Here is a 13,754-nt window from a genome sequence, read left to right on the forward strand (position 1 = left end):
GGAGGCCCGCGCGGGCCTCCTCCGCGTTCTCCTCCTTGAGGTGATCCAGCACCGTGGCCGCGACCGTCGCCCCGTCGGCCCGTACGGCGTGCTGCACCTCGGCGCCCTCCGGATTGGAGGTCAGCGCCAGCACGAACACCCCCGACCCGCTCGCCCGCGCCGCGTCCAGCGCCGGGCGCAGCGAGCCGAACCCCAGATACGGGCTGACGGTGACCGCGTCCGAGAACAGCGGACTGGCGGGGTCCAGGTACGCCGAGGCGTACGCGGCCATCGTGGAGCCGATGTCGCCGCGCTTGGCGTCCATCAGCACCAGCGCCCCGGCGGCCCGGGCGTCCGCGACGGCCCGCTCCAGCACCGCGATGCCGCGCGAGCCGAAGCGCTCGAAGAACGCGGACTGCGGCTTGAGGACCGCGACCTTGTCGGCGAGGGCGTCCACGACCGTACGGGTGAACCGCTCCAGGCCCGCGATGTCGTCCCCGAGCCCCCAGTCGGCGAGCAGCGAGGCGTGCGGGTCGATGCCGACGCACAGCGGGCCGCGGGCGTCCATGGCGCCGCGCAGGCGCGCACCGAAGGGGGTCATGCGTTCTCCTTGTCAGCCTTGTGGGCTTCGCCGGTCTCGTCGGCCGCGCGGGCCTCGGCGCCGATCGCGTCGGCGAGCGTGGCGTACGGGCTTGCCGCCAGGCGGGCCGCGAGGCCGCGGTGGATGCGGCGGCTCCAGAACGGGCCCGCGTAGATGAAGCCGCTGTAGCCCTGGACCAGCGTGGCCCCGGCCAGGATCCGCTCCCAGGCGTCGTCGGCGGTCTCGATCCCGCCCACTCCCACCAGCGTGATCCGGCCGCCGACCCGGGCGTACAGGCGGCGCAGCACCTCCAGGGAGCGCGCCCTCAGGGGCGCCCCCGACAGACCGCCGGTCTCGGCGGTGAGCTCAGGTCCCGAGGCGAGGCCGAGGCCGTCGCGGGCGATGGTGGTGTTGGTGGCGATGATGCCGTCCAGGCCCAGCTCGACCGCGAGGTCGGCGACCGCGTCCACGTCCTCGTCGGCGAGATCGGGCGCGATCTTGACCAGAAGCGGCACCCGGCGGCCGGGGACGGTGCGGTCCGCGGCCTCGCGTACGGCGCTCAGCAGGGGCCGCAGCTGGTCCACGGCCTGGAGGTTGCGCAGCCCGGGGGTGTTGGGCGAGGAGACGTTGACGACGAGGTAGTCGGCGTGGCCGGCCAGCCGCTCGGTGGAGGTCACATAGTCGGCGACGGCTTCCGCCTCAGGGACGACCTTGGTCTTGCCGATGTTGACGCCGACCGTGGTCCGGAAGGCGGGGCGGCCGGCGCCACGGGCCGCGAGGCGGGCGGCCACCGCCGCCGAGCCCTCGTTGTTGAAGCCCATCCGGTTGATCAGCGCACGGTCCGCGACCAGGCGGAAGAGCCGCTTCTTGGGGTTGCCGGGCTGCGGCTGGGCGGTGACGGTGCCGATCTCGACATGGTCGAAGCCGACCATGGCCATACCGTCGATGCCGACGGCGTTCTTGTCGAATCCGGCCGCGAGCCCGAAGGGCCCGTGCATGCGCAGGCCGAACGCCTCGGTGCGCAGCGCCCGGTGGCGCGGCGCGAGGAGGGCCGCGACGAAGGTCCGCGAGCCCGGGACGCGGGCGGCCAGCCGGATCCAGCCGAAGGCCAGGTGGTGTGCCCGCTCCGGGTCCATATGGCGGAAGACGAGACGGAAGAAGAGCTGGTACATGGCGGGCTTTCTGCGACGGTGGGGGCCAGGGGCGGATACGGAGCAGCGGGCGCCGGGGCGTGTGCCCCGGCGCCCCCTCCGCTACTGCGCGCGGGCCGCGGTCAGATGCTCCGCGTGCTCCTGCAGCGACCGGACGCCGACCGCGCCCCGGCCCAGCGCCTCGATGCCCTGGACGGCGGCCGCGAGGGCCTGGACGGTGGTCAGGCAGGGGACGGAGCGGGCCACGGCCGCCGTACGGATGTCGTAGCCGTCCAGGCGGCCGCCGGTGCCGTACGGCGTGTTGACGATCAGGTCGACCTCGCCGTCGTGGATGAGCTGGACGATGGTCTTCTCGCCGGCCGGCCCCTCGCCCTCGCTCTGCTTGCGCACCACGGTCGCGTTGATGCCGTTGCGCTTGAGGACTTCGGCGGTACCGGAGGTGGCCAGCAGCTCGAAGCCGAGGGCGACCAGCTCACGGGCCGGGAAGATCATCGAGCGCTTGTCCCGGTTGGCGACGGATACGAACGCCCGGCCCTTGGTGGGCAGCGCCCCGTACGCCCCGGCCTGCGACTTGGCGTACGCCGCGCCGAAGACCGAGTCGATGCCCATGACCTCGCCGGTGGAGCGCATCTCCGGGCCCAGGATGGTGTCCACACCGCGCCCGGACGCGTCGCGGAACCGGCTCCACGGCATCACGGCCTCCTTGACGGAGATCGGCGCGTCCAGCGGGAGCGTGCCGCCGTCGCCGCCGCTCGGCAGCAGGCCCTCGGCGCGCAGCTCGGCGATGGTCGCGCCCAGCGAGATACGGGCGGCGGCCTTGGCGAGCGGCACGGCGGTGGCCTTGGAGGTGAAGGGGACGGTGCGGGAGGCGCGCGGGTTCGCCTCCAGGACGTAAAGAATGTCCCCGGCCATCGCGAACTGGATGTTGATCAGCCCGCGCACCCCGACGCCGCTCGCGATGGCCTCGGTGGAGGACCGCAGCCGCTTGATGTCGAAGCCGCCGAGGGTGATCGGGGGCAGCGCGCAGGCCGAGTCGCCGGAGTGGATACCGGCCTCCTCGATGTGCTCCATGACGCCGCCGAGGTAGAGCTCGTGGCCGTCGTAGAGCGCGTCCACGTCGATCTCGATGGCGTCGTCGAGGAAGCGGTCGATGAGGACCGGGTGCTCGGAGATCAGCCCGGCGTGCCGCTCCAGATAGGCGGCCAGGGACGGCTCGTCGTAGACGATCTCCATACCGCGGCCGCCCAGGACGTACGAGGGGCGGACCATGACCGGGTAGCCGATCTCGGCGGCGATGCCCTTGGCCTCCGCGAAGGAGAAGGCGGTGCCGTACTTGGGCGCGGGCAGCCCGGCCTCGGTCAGCACCCGGCCGAAGGCGCCGCGCTCCTCGGCGAGGTTGATCGCCTCGGGCGAGGTGCCGACGATCGGCACGCCGTTGTCCTTGAGCGCCTGGGCCAGGCCCAGCGGGGTCTGGCCGCCGAGCTGGACGATGACGCCCGCGACCGGGCCCGCCTGCTGCTCGGCGTGGACGATCTCCAGCACGTCCTCCAGGGTGAGCGGCTCGAAGTAGAGCCGGTCGGAGGTGTCGTAGTCGGTGGAGACGGTCTCCGGGTTGCAGTTGACCATGACGGTCTCGTAGCCCGCGTCGTGCAGTGCGAAGGAGGCGTGCACACAGGAGTAGTCGAACTCGATGCCCTGGCCGATCCGGTTGGGGCCCGAGCCCAGGATGATCACGGCGGGCTTCTCACGCGGCGCGACCTCGGACTCCTCGTCGTAGGAGGAGTAGAAGTACGGGGTCCTGGCGGCGAACTCGGCGGCGCAGGTGTCCACGGTCTTGTAGACGGGGCGCACGCCCAGCGCATGGCGCACCTCGCGGACGACGTCCTCGCGCAGCGAGCGGATGGCCGCGATCTGGGCGTCGGAGAAGCCGTGCCGCTTGGCCTCGGCCAGCAGCTCGGGCTCCAGCTTCTCGGCGGCCGCGAGCTCGTCGGCGATCTCCTTGATCAGGAAGAGCTGGTCGACGAACCACGGGTCGATCTTCGTGGCCTCGAAGACCTCTTCCTGCGTGGCCCCGGCCCGGATGGCCTGCATGACCGTGTTGATACGGCCGTCGGTCGGGCGCTGGGCCTCGTCCAGCAGGGCGGCCTTGTCGCCGGGCTCGCCCACGAAGGAGAACTGGCTGCCCTTCTTCTCCAGCGAGCGCAGCGCCTTCTGCAGCGCCTCGGTGAAGTTGCGGCCGATCGCCATGGCCTCGCCGACCGACTTCATGGTGGTGGTGAGGGTGGAGTCGGCGCTCGGGAACTTCTCGAAGGCGAACCTCGGGGCCTTGACGACCACGTAGTCGAGCGTCGGCTCGAAGGAGGCCGGGGTCTCCTGGGTGATGTCGTTCGGAATCTCGTCGAGGGTGTAGCCGACGGCGAGCTTGGCCGCGATCTTGGCGATCGGGAAGCCGGTCGCCTTGGACGCCAGGGCGGAGGAGCGCGAGACGCGCGGGTTCATCTCGATGACGATGACCCGGCCGTCGTCGGGGTTGACCGCGAACTGGATGTTGCAGCCGCCGGTGTCGACGCCGACCTCACGGATGACGGCGATGCCGATGTCGCGCAGGACCTGGTACTCGCGGTCGGTGAGCGTCATCGCGGGCGCGACGGTGATCGAGTCGCCGGTGTGCACGCCCATCGGGTCGAAGTTCTCGATGGAGCAGACGACCACGACGTTGTCGTGCTTGTCCCGCATCAGCTCCAGCTCGTACTCCTTCCAGCCGAGGATGGACTCTTCGAGCAGCACCTCGGTGGTGGGCGAGAGCGTCAGGCCCTGGCCGGCGATACGGCGCAGCTCCTCCTCGTCGTGGGCGAAGCCGGAGCCGGCGCCGCCCATGGTGAAGGAGGGGCGTACGACGACGGGGTAGCCGCCGAGCTGGTCGACGCCGGCGAGGACGTCGTCCATGGAGTGGCAGATGACCGAGCGGGCGGACTCACCGTGGCCGATCTTGGTCCGGACGGCCTCCACGACGTCCTTGAACAGGTCGCGGTCCTCGCCCTTGTGGATGGCCTCGACGTTGGCGCCGATCAGCTCGACGCCGTACTTCTCGAGCGTGCCCGCCTCGTGCAGGGAGATCGCGGTGTTGAGCGCGGTCTGCCCGCCGAGGGTGGGCAGCAGCGCGTCGGGGCGCTCCTTGGCGATGATCTTCTCGACGAACTCCGGGGTGATCGGCTCGACGTACGTGGCGTCGGCGATCTCCGGGTCGGTCATGATCGTGGCCGGGTTGGAGTTGACCAGGACGACCCGCAGCCCCTCCGCCCGAAGGACGCGGCAGGCCTGGGTGCCGGAGTAGTCGAATTCGGCGGCCTGGCCGATGACGATCGGGCCGGAGCCGATGACCAGAACGGACTGGATGTCGGTGCGCTTAGGCACGCTGGCCCTCCATCAGGGAGACAAAGCGGTCGAACAGGTAGGCCGCGTCGTGCGGACCCGCGGCGGCCTCGGGGTGGTACTGGACGCTGAACGCGGGGCGGTCGAGCAGCTGAAGGCCCTCGACCACGTTGTCGTTGAGGCACACATGGGAGACCACGACCTGCCCGTACGGGGTGTCGGAGGGCCCGTCCAGCGGGGCGTCGACGGCGAAGCCGTGGTTGTGCGCGGTGACCTCGACCTTGCCGGTGGTGCGGTCCTGCACCGGCTGGTTGATGCCGCGGTGGCCGTACTTGAGCTTGTACGTGCCGAAGCCGAGCGCGCGGCCGAGGATCTGGTTGCCGAAGCAGATGCCGAACAGCGGGGTGCCGCGCTCCAGGACCGCCCGCATCACGGAGACCGGGTGGTCGGCGGTGGCCGGGTCGCCCGGGCCGTTGGAGAAGAACACCCCGTCCGGGGCGACCGCGTAGACGTCCTCGACGGTGGCGGTCGCGGGCAGGACGTGCACCTCGATGCCGCGCTCGGCCATCCGGTGCGGGGTCATGCCCTTGATGCCGAGGTCGACCGCGGCGACGGTGAACCGCTTGGTACCGATCGCGGGCACGACATAACGCTCCGTGGTGGCGACCTCGCCGCTCAGGTCCGCGCCCTTCATCTCGGGCACGGCCCGCACCTTGGCCAGCAGCGCGGCCTCATCGGCGATCTCCTGGCCGGAGAAGATGCCGACGCGCATGGCGCCGCGCTCGCGCAGATGGCGGGTGAGGGCGCGGGTGTCGATACCGCTGATGCCGACCACGCCCTGGGCGGCCAGCTCCTCGTCCAGGGAGCGGCGCGAGCGCCAGTTGGAGGGCACCCGGGCGGGGTCGCGGACCACATACCCCGAGACCCAGATCCGCTTCGACTCCGGGTCCTCGTCGTTGACGCCGGTGTTGCCGACGTGCGGGGCGGTCATGACGACGACCTGGCGGTGGTACGAGGGGTCGGTCAGGGTCTCCTGGTAGCCGGTCATACCGGTGGAGAACACCGCCTCGCCGAAGGTCTCCCCCACGGCGCCGTAGGCCCGGCCGCGGAAGGTGCGGCCGTCCTCCAGGACGAGGACTGCGGGGCTCTCGGCCCCCCTGTTGGAGGTGGTCATCGTGCGCCTTCCGTGTCGTGCGAGGTGGCGGCCGCTTCGCTGGGGCCGCCTGAGAGTTCGGTGAGGGCGTCCACCCACGCGGTGTGCTCGGCCGCGTGGTCGGAGCGGAAGCCGGAGTCGATCAGGCGGTCGCCCAGCTGCCAGGTGATCACCAGCAGGCCGCCCTCGGTGAGGACCTTGCCGGCGATGCCCTTGTCGAGCCGGGCGCCGCGCAGGCTCGCGGCCGGGATGAAGAAGTCGCTTGCCCCGGGGCGTACGACGGCCAGGCCCTGCTCGGTCAGGGTGAGCTCGGCTCGGCTGCGGGTGCCCAGGCCCTGGGCGACGATCCGGTCGAGCCACTGCCCGGCGGTGGTCGAGCCGTGGTAGCGGCCGGAGAGGTGCAGCCGGGCAGGCCCGAGCTCCGCCGGGTCCGGGGCCTGGGGCAGCTCGGGCAGATCGCCCTGGATCGTGGCCCGCCACTTCCAGCCCTCGCGCATCAGCCAGTAGACGAGCGCGATGACGAGCAGCAGGCCCACGACCCAGCCGACGCGCGCGGCCCAGTCCGTCACGTCCTGCGACTTCTGCTCGGCCGCCAGGCCCACCAGGTGGCCCGCCACCGGATGTGTCAGGCTGCTCAGACTGCTCAGAGTTGTCACGCCAGTTTCCCGTCCACGACCGTCGCCCGGCCCCGCAGGAAGGTGTACGTCACTCGACCCGGCAGTTCACGGCCCTCATAGGGGGTGTTGCGGCTGCGGGAGGCGAAGCCCGCGGGGTTCACCACACCACGGTATGCGGAGTCGAGCAGGGTGAGGTTGGCGGGCTCCCCCGGGGCGATGGGGCGCCCGTGCCCGGCAAGGCGGCCGATGGCCGAGGGGCGGTGCGACATCCGGTCGGCGACGCCCGCCCAGTCCAGCAGGCCGGTGTCGACCATGGTGTGCTGGACGACGGAGAGCGCGGTCTCCAGGCCGACCATGCCCATGGCCGCCGCGCCCCACTCGCAGTCCTTGTCCTCGTGCGGATGCGGGGCGTGGTCGGTGGCGACGCAGTCGATGGTGCCGTCGGCCAGCGCCTCGCGCAGCGCCATGACGTCGGCCTCGGTGCGCAGCGGCGGGTTCACCTTGTAAACGGGGTTGTAGGAGCGTACGAGCTCGTCGGTGAGCAGCAGGTGGTGCGGGGTGACCTCGGCGGTCACGTTCCAGCCCTTGGACTTGGCCCAGCGGACGATCTCGACCGAGCCCGCGGTGGACAGATGGCAGATGTGCACCCGGGAGCCGACGTGCGCGGCGAGCAGCACATCGCGGGCGATGATCGACTCCTCGGCGACGGCCGGCCAGCCGCCGAGCCCGAGCTCCGCGGAGACCACGCCCTCGTTCATCTGGGCGCCCTCGGTCAGCCGCGGCTCCTGGGCGTGCTGGGCGATGACGCCGTCGAACGCCTTCACATACTCCAGGGCGCGACGCATGATCACGGCGTCGTCCACACACTTGCCGTCGTCGGAGAAGACCCGCACACCCGCGGCCGAGTCGTTCATGGCGCCCAGCTCGGCGAGCTTCTTGCCCTCCAGGCCGACGGTGACGGCGCCGACGGGCTGCACATCGCAGTAGCCGGACTCCTTGCCCAGCCGCCACACCTGCTCGACGACGCCCGCGGTGTCGGCGACCGGGAAGGTGTTGGCCATGGCGTGGACGGCGGTGTAGCCGCCGGCGGCGGCCGCGCGGGTGCCGGTGTGGACGGTCTCGGAGTCCTCGCGCCCGGGCTCGCGCAGATGGGTGTGGAGGTCGACGAGACCCGGCAGCAGGATCTGCCCCGTGGCGTCGATCACGGTCGCGTCGCCCGCGTCGATACCGGTGCCGACGGAGGCGATCCGCTCGCCCTCGATCAGCACATCGCGCGGCTCGCCGCCGAGGACCTTCGCACCGCGGAGGAGGGTCTTGTGGGTGTCGCTCATGGTTACTTGCTCTCCTCGGTGGCGGTGCGGGACGCGGCGACGGCGGGCTCGTTCCCGCCGAGCAGCAGGTACAGGACGGCCATGCGGATCGAGACGCCGTTGGCGACCTGCTCGACCGCGGTGCAGCGGTCGGAGTCCGCGACCTCGGCGGTGATCTCCATGCCGCGGTTCATCGGGCCGGGGTGCATGACGATGGCGTGCTCGGGCATACGGGCCATCCGGTCGCCGTCCAGCCCGTAGCGGCGCGCGTACTCGCGCTCGGTGGGGAAGAAGGCGGCGTGCATGCGCTCGCGCTGGACGCGCAGCATCATCACGGCGTCGGACTTGCCGACGACCGCGTCGAGGTCGTACGAGACCTCGCACGGCCAGCTCTCGACCCCGAAGGGCACCAGGGTCGGCGGGGCGACCAGGGTCACCTCGGCGCCCAGGGTGGACAGCAGATGGACGTTGGAGCGGGCGACCCGGCTGTGCAGGACGTCGCCGACGATCGTGATCCGGCGGCCCGCCAGGTCCTGCCCGGTGCCCGAGGTCAGATGGCGGCGCATGGTGAAGGCGTCCAGCAGCGCCTGGGTGGGGTGCTCATGGGTGCCGTCCCCCGCGTTGACGACCGAGCCGCCGATCCAGCCGGAGGTGGCCAGCCGGTGCGGGGCGCCGGAGTCGTGGTGGCGGATGACGACGGCGTCGGCGCCCATCGCCTCCAGGGTGAGCGCGGTGTCCTTCAGGGACTCGCCCTTGGAGACCGAGGAGCCCTTGGCGGAGAAGTTGATGACGTCGGCGGACAGCCGCTTGGCGGCCGCCTCGAACGAGATACGGGTGCGGGTGGAGTCCTCGAAGAAGAGGTTGACGACGGTGCGGCCGCGCAGGGTCGGCAGTTTCTTGATCGGCCGGTCGGCGATACGGGCCAGCTCCTCGGCGGTGTCGAGGATCAGGACGGCGTCGTCGCGCGTGAGATCGGCGGCCGAGATGAGGTGGCGCTTCATCCGGTTGCTCCGTGGGTGAGGGAGATGTTCAGGCGTGCGGCGGGCAGGCGGGGGCGTCGTCGTGGCCGGTGCACCGGGCCCGCGGCGGTCACCGGGGCTGCGGTCCGGTCCGTGGGCGGCCGTGGTTCCGCGGTTCCGTTCCGTGGACCGTGGTTCCATGCCGCGACGGCTCCGTCCGGGCTACTGCCCGTCCGCGGGGGCGGTCCCGCGCACGCCGAGGAGCACGCTGTCGCGGCCGTCCTCCTCGGTGAGCTGGACCTTGACCGTCTCCCGCAGCGACGTGGGGAGGTTCTTGCCGACGTAGTCGGCGCGGATCGGCAGCTCGCGGTGGCCGCGATCCACCAGGACCGCGAGCTGCACGGCGCGCGGCCGGCCGATATCGCCCAGGGCGTCGAGCGCGGCGCGGATGGTGCGGCCCGAGAAGAGCACATCGTCGACCAGCACCACCAGACGGCCGTCGATGCCGTCGCCGGGGATGTCGGTCCGGGCGAGCGCGCGAGCCGGGCGCAGCCGCAGATCGTCGCGGTACATGGTGATGTCGAGCGAGCCGACCGGCACCTGTCCTGGCGCCCTGCCGGTGATCTCCTCGAGCCGCGTGGCCAGCCGCCGGGCGAGGTGCACACCGCGGGTCGGGATGCCGAGGAGCACCACGTCGTCGGCGCCCTTGGCGCGCTCGACGATCTCGTGGGCGATGCGGGTCAGAACGCGGGCGATGTCCGGTGCCTCAAGCACGGATCGCGCCGCGTCCGTAGTACGTGCGTCCATACGAAACGGACCTCCTTCTCCGTCTCACGGGACGGACCTTAAAGGACGTCGGAATTGCGCCATTCACACTAGCAGGGACGGCGGGCCTGTCCGGCATCGCCCCTGGCGGAGGCCCCCTGCGCCCCGTTCGGCTTGACGAATGGAGATTACGCTGCGTAACCTCACAGTGAGTTACCAGTCTTCGTCCGGGGAGCTTTATGTCCAGCGAATACGCCAAACAGCTCGGAGCCAAGCTCCGTGCCATCCGCACCCAGCAGGGCCTCTCCCTTCATGGTGTCGAGGAGAAGTCCCAGGGCCGCTGGAAGGCCGTCGTGGTCGGCTCGTACGAGCGCGGGGACCGTGCCGTGACCGTGCAGCGCCTCGCCGAGTTGGCCGACTTCTACGGCGTCCCGGTCCAGGAGCTGCTTCCGGGCACCAGCCCGGCCGGGGCCGCCGAGCCGCCGCCGAAGCTGGTGCTGGACCTTGAGCGGCTGGCCCATGTGCCGGTCGAGAAGGCGGGTCCGCTGCAGCGGTATGCCGCCACGATCCAGAGCCAGCGTGGGGATTACAACGGCAAGGTGCTGTCGATCCGCCAGGACGATCTGCGCACCCTCGCCGTGATCTACGACCAGTCGCCTTCGGTGCTGACCGAGCAGCTGATCAGCTGGGGTGTGCTGGGCGCGGATGCGCGCCGGGCCGTCCAGCACGAGGACGCCTGACGCCGCGCGCGGCCTTTTTGGAGTCGGCAGAAAACAGCAACGAACAGCAGAAACGTGCCGCCGGGGGCGGTGGAACCACTCGGTCCCACCGCCCCCGGCGGCTTTGTACGCGTAAAGCTCGGAGCGCTCAGGCTTCCGTGGTGGGCTGCTGTTCGCCCCGTCGCAGGCTCGGCTTCAGCTCCTTGAAACGGCCGAGAAGCCCGTTGACGAAGGCCGGTGAGTCATCGGTGGAGAACTCCTTGGCGAGCTGCACCGCCTCGTCGATCACGACGGCGTCCGGAGTCTCGTCCTCCCACACCAGCTCGTAAGCGCCGAGCCGCAGAATGTTCCGGTCGACGACCGGCATCCGGTCCAGCGTCCAGCCCACCGCGTAGGTGGAGATCAGCTCGTCGATCCGGGCCGTGTACTGGGCGTACCCCTCGACGAGCTGCATCGTGTATTCGCTGACCGGCGGCTGCCGGTCGTCGGTCCGGGCGTGCCGGATCCAGTCCGCGAGGACCGTCTGCACGGAGGTGCCACGCTGATCGGCCTCGAAAAGGATCTGGAAGGCACGCTTACGCGCCTTGTTGCGGGCGGCCACGGTTAGCTGTTCACCCGACCGAGGTACTCACCGGAGCGGGTGTCGACCTTGATCTTCTCACCGGTGGTGATGAAGAGCGGGACGCCGATCTCGTAGCCGGTCTCCAGCTTGGCGGGCTTGGTGCCGCCGGTGGAGCGGTCGCCCTGGACGCCGGGCTCGGTGTACTCGATCACCAGCTCGACGGCGGCCGGCAGCTCGACGTACAGCGGGTTGCCCTCGTACATCGCCACGACGGCCTCGAAACCCTCGAGCAGGTATCGGGCGTTGTCGCCGACGACCTCGGGGCTGATGTAGATCTGGTCGAAGGTGTCCATGTCCATGAACACGAAGCTCTCGCCGTCCTTGTACGAGAACTGCATGCCGCGCTTGTCGACAACTGCCGTCTCGACCTTCACGCCGGCGTTGAAGGTCTTGTCGACCACCTTGCCGGACAGCACATTCTTGAGCTTGGTGCGGACGAAAGCAGGGCCCTTGCCGGGCTTGACGTGCTGGAACTCGACGACGGACCAGAGCTGGCCCCCGTCGAGCTTGAGCACCAGGCCATTCTTGAGGTCGTTCGTGGATGCCACGGTTGCGGGATCTCCTGGACTACAGCTGGTGGGACCGCAAAGATGCGACGCGCAGAGTCAGAGCGCCAGCAGCTCCTTGGTCGTGATGGTGAGTAGCTCGGGTCCGCCGTCCGCCTCGGGGCGGACGACGAGCGTGTCGTCGATCCGGACACCGCCCCTGCCCGGGAGGTGGACCCCCGGTTCGACAGTGACCGGCACACAAGCGTCCAGTTTACCCATGGCCGAGGGTGCGAGCCGAGGGTCCTCGTCGATTTCCAGGCCCACGCCGTGTCCCATCCGCGGTCCCAGCCCCTCGCCGAACCCCGCGGAGTCCAGCACCTGCCGGGTCGCGCGGTCCACATCCCGGCAGGCCGCGCCGGGTACCAGCGCCTCCCGCCCGGCCCGCTGCGCCGCGAAGACCGCGTCGTACAGCTCCACCTGCCAGGTGGCGGGAGACGGGCCGATCACAAACGTACGCCCCACCTCGCAGCGGTAGCCGCGGTAGTCGGCGCCCAGGCCGATGGTGAGAAAGTCACCTTCCTCGACCCTCCGATCGGTGGGCGTATGCCCCGCCCGGCCCGAGTTCGGCCCGGTGGCCACGACCGTGGGGAAGGCCGGGCCGTCCGCGCCGTGATCCACCAGCCGGCGCTCCAGCTCCAGCGCCAGATGCCGCTCGGTCCGGCCGACCAGGATCGACTCGAGCAGCTCGCCGAGCGCCTGATCGGCGAGCTCGGCGGCGATCCGCAGACAGGAGATCTCCTCGTCGTCCTTGACCAGCCGCAGCTGCTCCACGGCCCGGCCCAGATCCACCAGCCGCAGCCGGGGGGCGGCCGCGGCGAGCGCCCGGTGGCGGGCGACGGTCAGATGGTGCTCCTCGACGGCCAGCGACTCGGCGCCGTCCGCGGCGGCCAGGTCGGCGGCGGCCCCGGCCGGGTCCCCACCCTCACCGGGCAGCACAAGAATCCGCAGGTCCTCGGGGTGGTACGAACCACCGGGCAGCGGCTCCCAGAGCGGCGTCAGAGGCGCCACCAGCACATCCTGGACCGGCCCCAGCAGCAGCACGGCACCGGGCGGCACCCCGCCGCCGCACAGATAACGCACATTGGCCGACCTGGAGACCAGCGCGGCCTCACCACCCGCCGCCGCGCACTGATCGCGCAGCCGGGCACGTCGGGCCGCGTACGCCTGGGACATGGTCCTGAGCCTACGCAGTGCGGCGGGCTGGGGCCCGGTCGGGCGACCCGAATGGGGGCACAGCCGCCCGACTGACCAGCTGCCGCCCACTTACCAGCTGCCGCCCGCTTACCAGCTGGGCGGGGAGGCGATGCTGCGGGCGACGACCTCGTCGAGCATGCGGGCCGTGGTCGCCACGTCGTACGTCGAGTTGTCGATGATCGGCAGCCCCGAGCCGTACCAGCCGGCCATCCGGCCGTGAATCCGGGCCACTTCCTCGTCGCTCAGCCGGCGGTTGCCGCTGCGGGCCGCGTTCCGCTCCAGGACGATCTCGAGGCCCGGCAGCACCACGACCGGCAGCAGACCGGGGCCGACATGGCGCTTCCAGCCGCCGAGGCCCACGACCGGGCGGTCCGGGAAGACGGCGTCGTCCAGGATGCAGGAGATCCCGTTGGCCAGAAAGTTACGGGCGGCGAAGCCGCAGGTGCGGCGGGCGAGACGGTACTGCGCCTCGGAGTTCTCGTTCCACCCCGACTGAGGGTTGGCAAAACCGGACCTGACCCACTCGCGGACGTCGTCCAGGCTGATGTGGGCGGTCGGCACCCGCCGCTGGTCGGCCCAATGGCGGGCGACGGTCGTCTTGCCCGCCCCGGCCGGTCCGATCAGCAGCACCGCCACCGCCGCCTGCGAGGCATCGGCCACCGCCGCGCCGCCCGCCGGCGGATGCGGCAGCGGCACCGGGCCGCCGGGCGGAAGCTGGATATGGCCGGTGACGCCCGAGGGGTCCATGGGCGGCGGGGCCGGCGTCGGATGGAGCGGGGCTGGAG

General features: G+C 71.3%; 13 protein-coding genes. 1 reads left to right on the top strand and 12 read right to left on the bottom strand.

Annotated elements, in window-relative coordinates; translation table 11 throughout:
* The 8 genes from pyrF to pyrR form a co-directional block, all read right to left on the bottom strand.
* Window positions 1–580: orotidine-5'-phosphate decarboxylase (pyrF, locus tag CCN51_RS13465; RefSeq protein ID WP_107425975.1), on the bottom strand; the 580-nt coding region annotated here is incomplete at its 3' end.
* Window positions 577–1,731, bottom strand: a complete 1,155-nt coding sequence (locus tag CCN51_RS13470; RefSeq protein ID WP_014174958.1) for a quinone-dependent dihydroorotate dehydrogenase — start codon at window positions 1,729–1,731, stop codon at window positions 577–579. The genes pyrF and CCN51_RS13470, both read right to left, overlap by 4 nt.
* An 81-nt stretch (window positions 1,732–1,812) precedes the next feature.
* A complete protein-coding gene (gene carB / locus CCN51_RS13475; protein ID WP_014174959.1) occupies window positions 1,813–5,124 on the bottom strand; it encodes a carbamoyl-phosphate synthase large subunit in 3,312 nt (1,103 codons plus the stop codon).
* Window positions 5,117–6,256 (bottom strand): glutamine-hydrolyzing carbamoyl-phosphate synthase small subunit, encoded by a 1,140-nt coding sequence (gene carA / locus CCN51_RS13480; RefSeq protein ID WP_014174960.1) that lies wholly within the window; start codon window positions 6,254–6,256, stop codon window positions 5,117–5,119. The genes carB and carA overlap by 8 nt, the downstream gene beginning before the upstream one ends.
* Entirely contained in the window at window positions 6,253–6,891 is a 639-nt protein-coding gene (locus CCN51_RS13485) for a PH-like domain-containing protein (RefSeq protein ID WP_014174961.1), read from the bottom strand. The genes carA and CCN51_RS13485 overlap by 4 nt, the downstream gene beginning before the upstream one ends.
* Entirely contained in the window at window positions 6,888–8,183 is a 1,296-nt protein-coding gene (locus CCN51_RS13490) for a dihydroorotase (RefSeq protein WP_014174962.1), read from the bottom strand. The genes CCN51_RS13485 and CCN51_RS13490 overlap by 4 nt, the downstream gene beginning before the upstream one ends.
* A gap of 2 nt (window positions 8,184–8,185) precedes the next feature.
* Complete coding sequence (locus tag CCN51_RS13495; protein WP_014174963.1) at window positions 8,186–9,163, bottom strand: aspartate carbamoyltransferase catalytic subunit; 978 nt, start codon at window positions 9,161–9,163, stop codon at window positions 8,186–8,188.
* A 180-nt stretch (window positions 9,164–9,343) separates the two neighbouring features.
* Window positions 9,344–9,928, bottom strand: a complete 585-nt coding sequence (pyrR, locus tag CCN51_RS13500) for a bifunctional pyr operon transcriptional regulator/uracil phosphoribosyltransferase PyrR (protein WP_086859573.1) — start codon at window positions 9,926–9,928, stop codon at window positions 9,344–9,346.
* Between the two features lie 197 nt (window positions 9,929–10,125).
* Here pyrR and bldD point away from each other — a divergent pair, with 197 nt between their 5' ends.
* The gene (gene bldD / locus CCN51_RS13505) at window positions 10,126–10,626 is read left to right on the top strand and encodes a transcriptional regulator BldD (protein WP_014174965.1); all 501 of its coding nucleotides are present in this window, start codon (window positions 10,126–10,128) and stop codon (window positions 10,624–10,626) included.
* A 127-nt stretch (window positions 10,627–10,753) separates the two neighbouring features.
* On the opposite strand, the gene nusB is transcribed toward bldD, so the two are convergent.
* The 4 genes from nusB to CCN51_RS13525 form a co-directional block, all read right to left on the bottom strand.
* Window positions 10,754–11,206 carry a transcription antitermination factor NusB gene (gene nusB / locus CCN51_RS13510; protein ID WP_014174966.1) on the bottom strand — a complete coding sequence of 151 codons (453 nt, stop codon included), beginning with the start codon at window positions 11,204–11,206 and terminating at the stop codon, window positions 10,754–10,756.
* A gap of 2 nt (window positions 11,207–11,208) precedes the next feature.
* Window positions 11,209–11,775 carry an elongation factor P gene (efp, locus tag CCN51_RS13515; protein ID WP_014174967.1) on the bottom strand — a complete coding sequence of 189 codons (567 nt, stop codon included), beginning with the start codon at window positions 11,773–11,775 and terminating at the stop codon, window positions 11,209–11,211.
* Window positions 11,776–11,832: 57 nt separating this feature from the next.
* Window positions 11,833–12,948 (bottom strand): M24 family metallopeptidase, encoded by a 1,116-nt coding sequence (locus CCN51_RS13520; RefSeq protein WP_014174968.1) that lies wholly within the window; start codon window positions 12,946–12,948, stop codon window positions 11,833–11,835.
* A gap of 108 nt (window positions 12,949–13,056) precedes the next feature.
* The coding region (locus tag CCN51_RS13525) for an AAA family ATPase (RefSeq protein WP_086859575.1) at window positions 13,057–13,754 on the bottom strand (698 nt) is incomplete at its 5' end.

This window comes from Streptomyces milbemycinicus, from assembly GCF_002154605.1.
Lineage (GTDB): Bacteria > Actinomycetota > Actinomycetes > Streptomycetales > Streptomycetaceae > Streptomyces > Streptomyces milbemycinicus.

What these genes read in the sequence shown, in the direction of transcription:
- CCN51_RS13495 (WP_014174963.1), bottom strand. Translation starts at nt 9,163, where the DNA reads ATGAAGCGCCACCTCATCTCGGCCGCCGATCTCACGCGCGACGACGCC.
- carA (WP_014174960.1), bottom strand. Translation starts at nt 6,256, where the DNA reads ATGACCACCTCCAACAGGGGGGCCGAGAGCCCCGCAGTCCTCGTCCTG.
- bldD (WP_014174965.1), top strand. Translation starts at nt 10,126, where the DNA reads ATGTCCAGCGAATACGCCAAACAGCTCGGAGCCAAGCTCCGTGCCATC.
- CCN51_RS13490 (WP_014174962.1), bottom strand. Translation starts at nt 8,183, where the DNA reads ATGAGCGACACCCACAAGACCCTCCTCCGCGGTGCGAAGGTCCTCGGC.
- CCN51_RS13520 (WP_014174968.1), bottom strand. Translation starts at nt 12,948, where the DNA reads ATGTCCCAGGCGTACGCGGCCCGACGTGCCCGGCTGCGCGATCAGTGC.
- CCN51_RS13470 (WP_014174958.1), bottom strand. Translation starts at nt 1,731, where the DNA reads ATGTACCAGCTCTTCTTCCGTCTCGTCTTCCGCCATATGGACCCGGAG.
- pyrR (WP_086859573.1), bottom strand. Translation starts at nt 9,928, where the DNA reads ATGGACGCACGTACTACGGACGCGGCGCGATCCGTGCTTGAGGCACCG.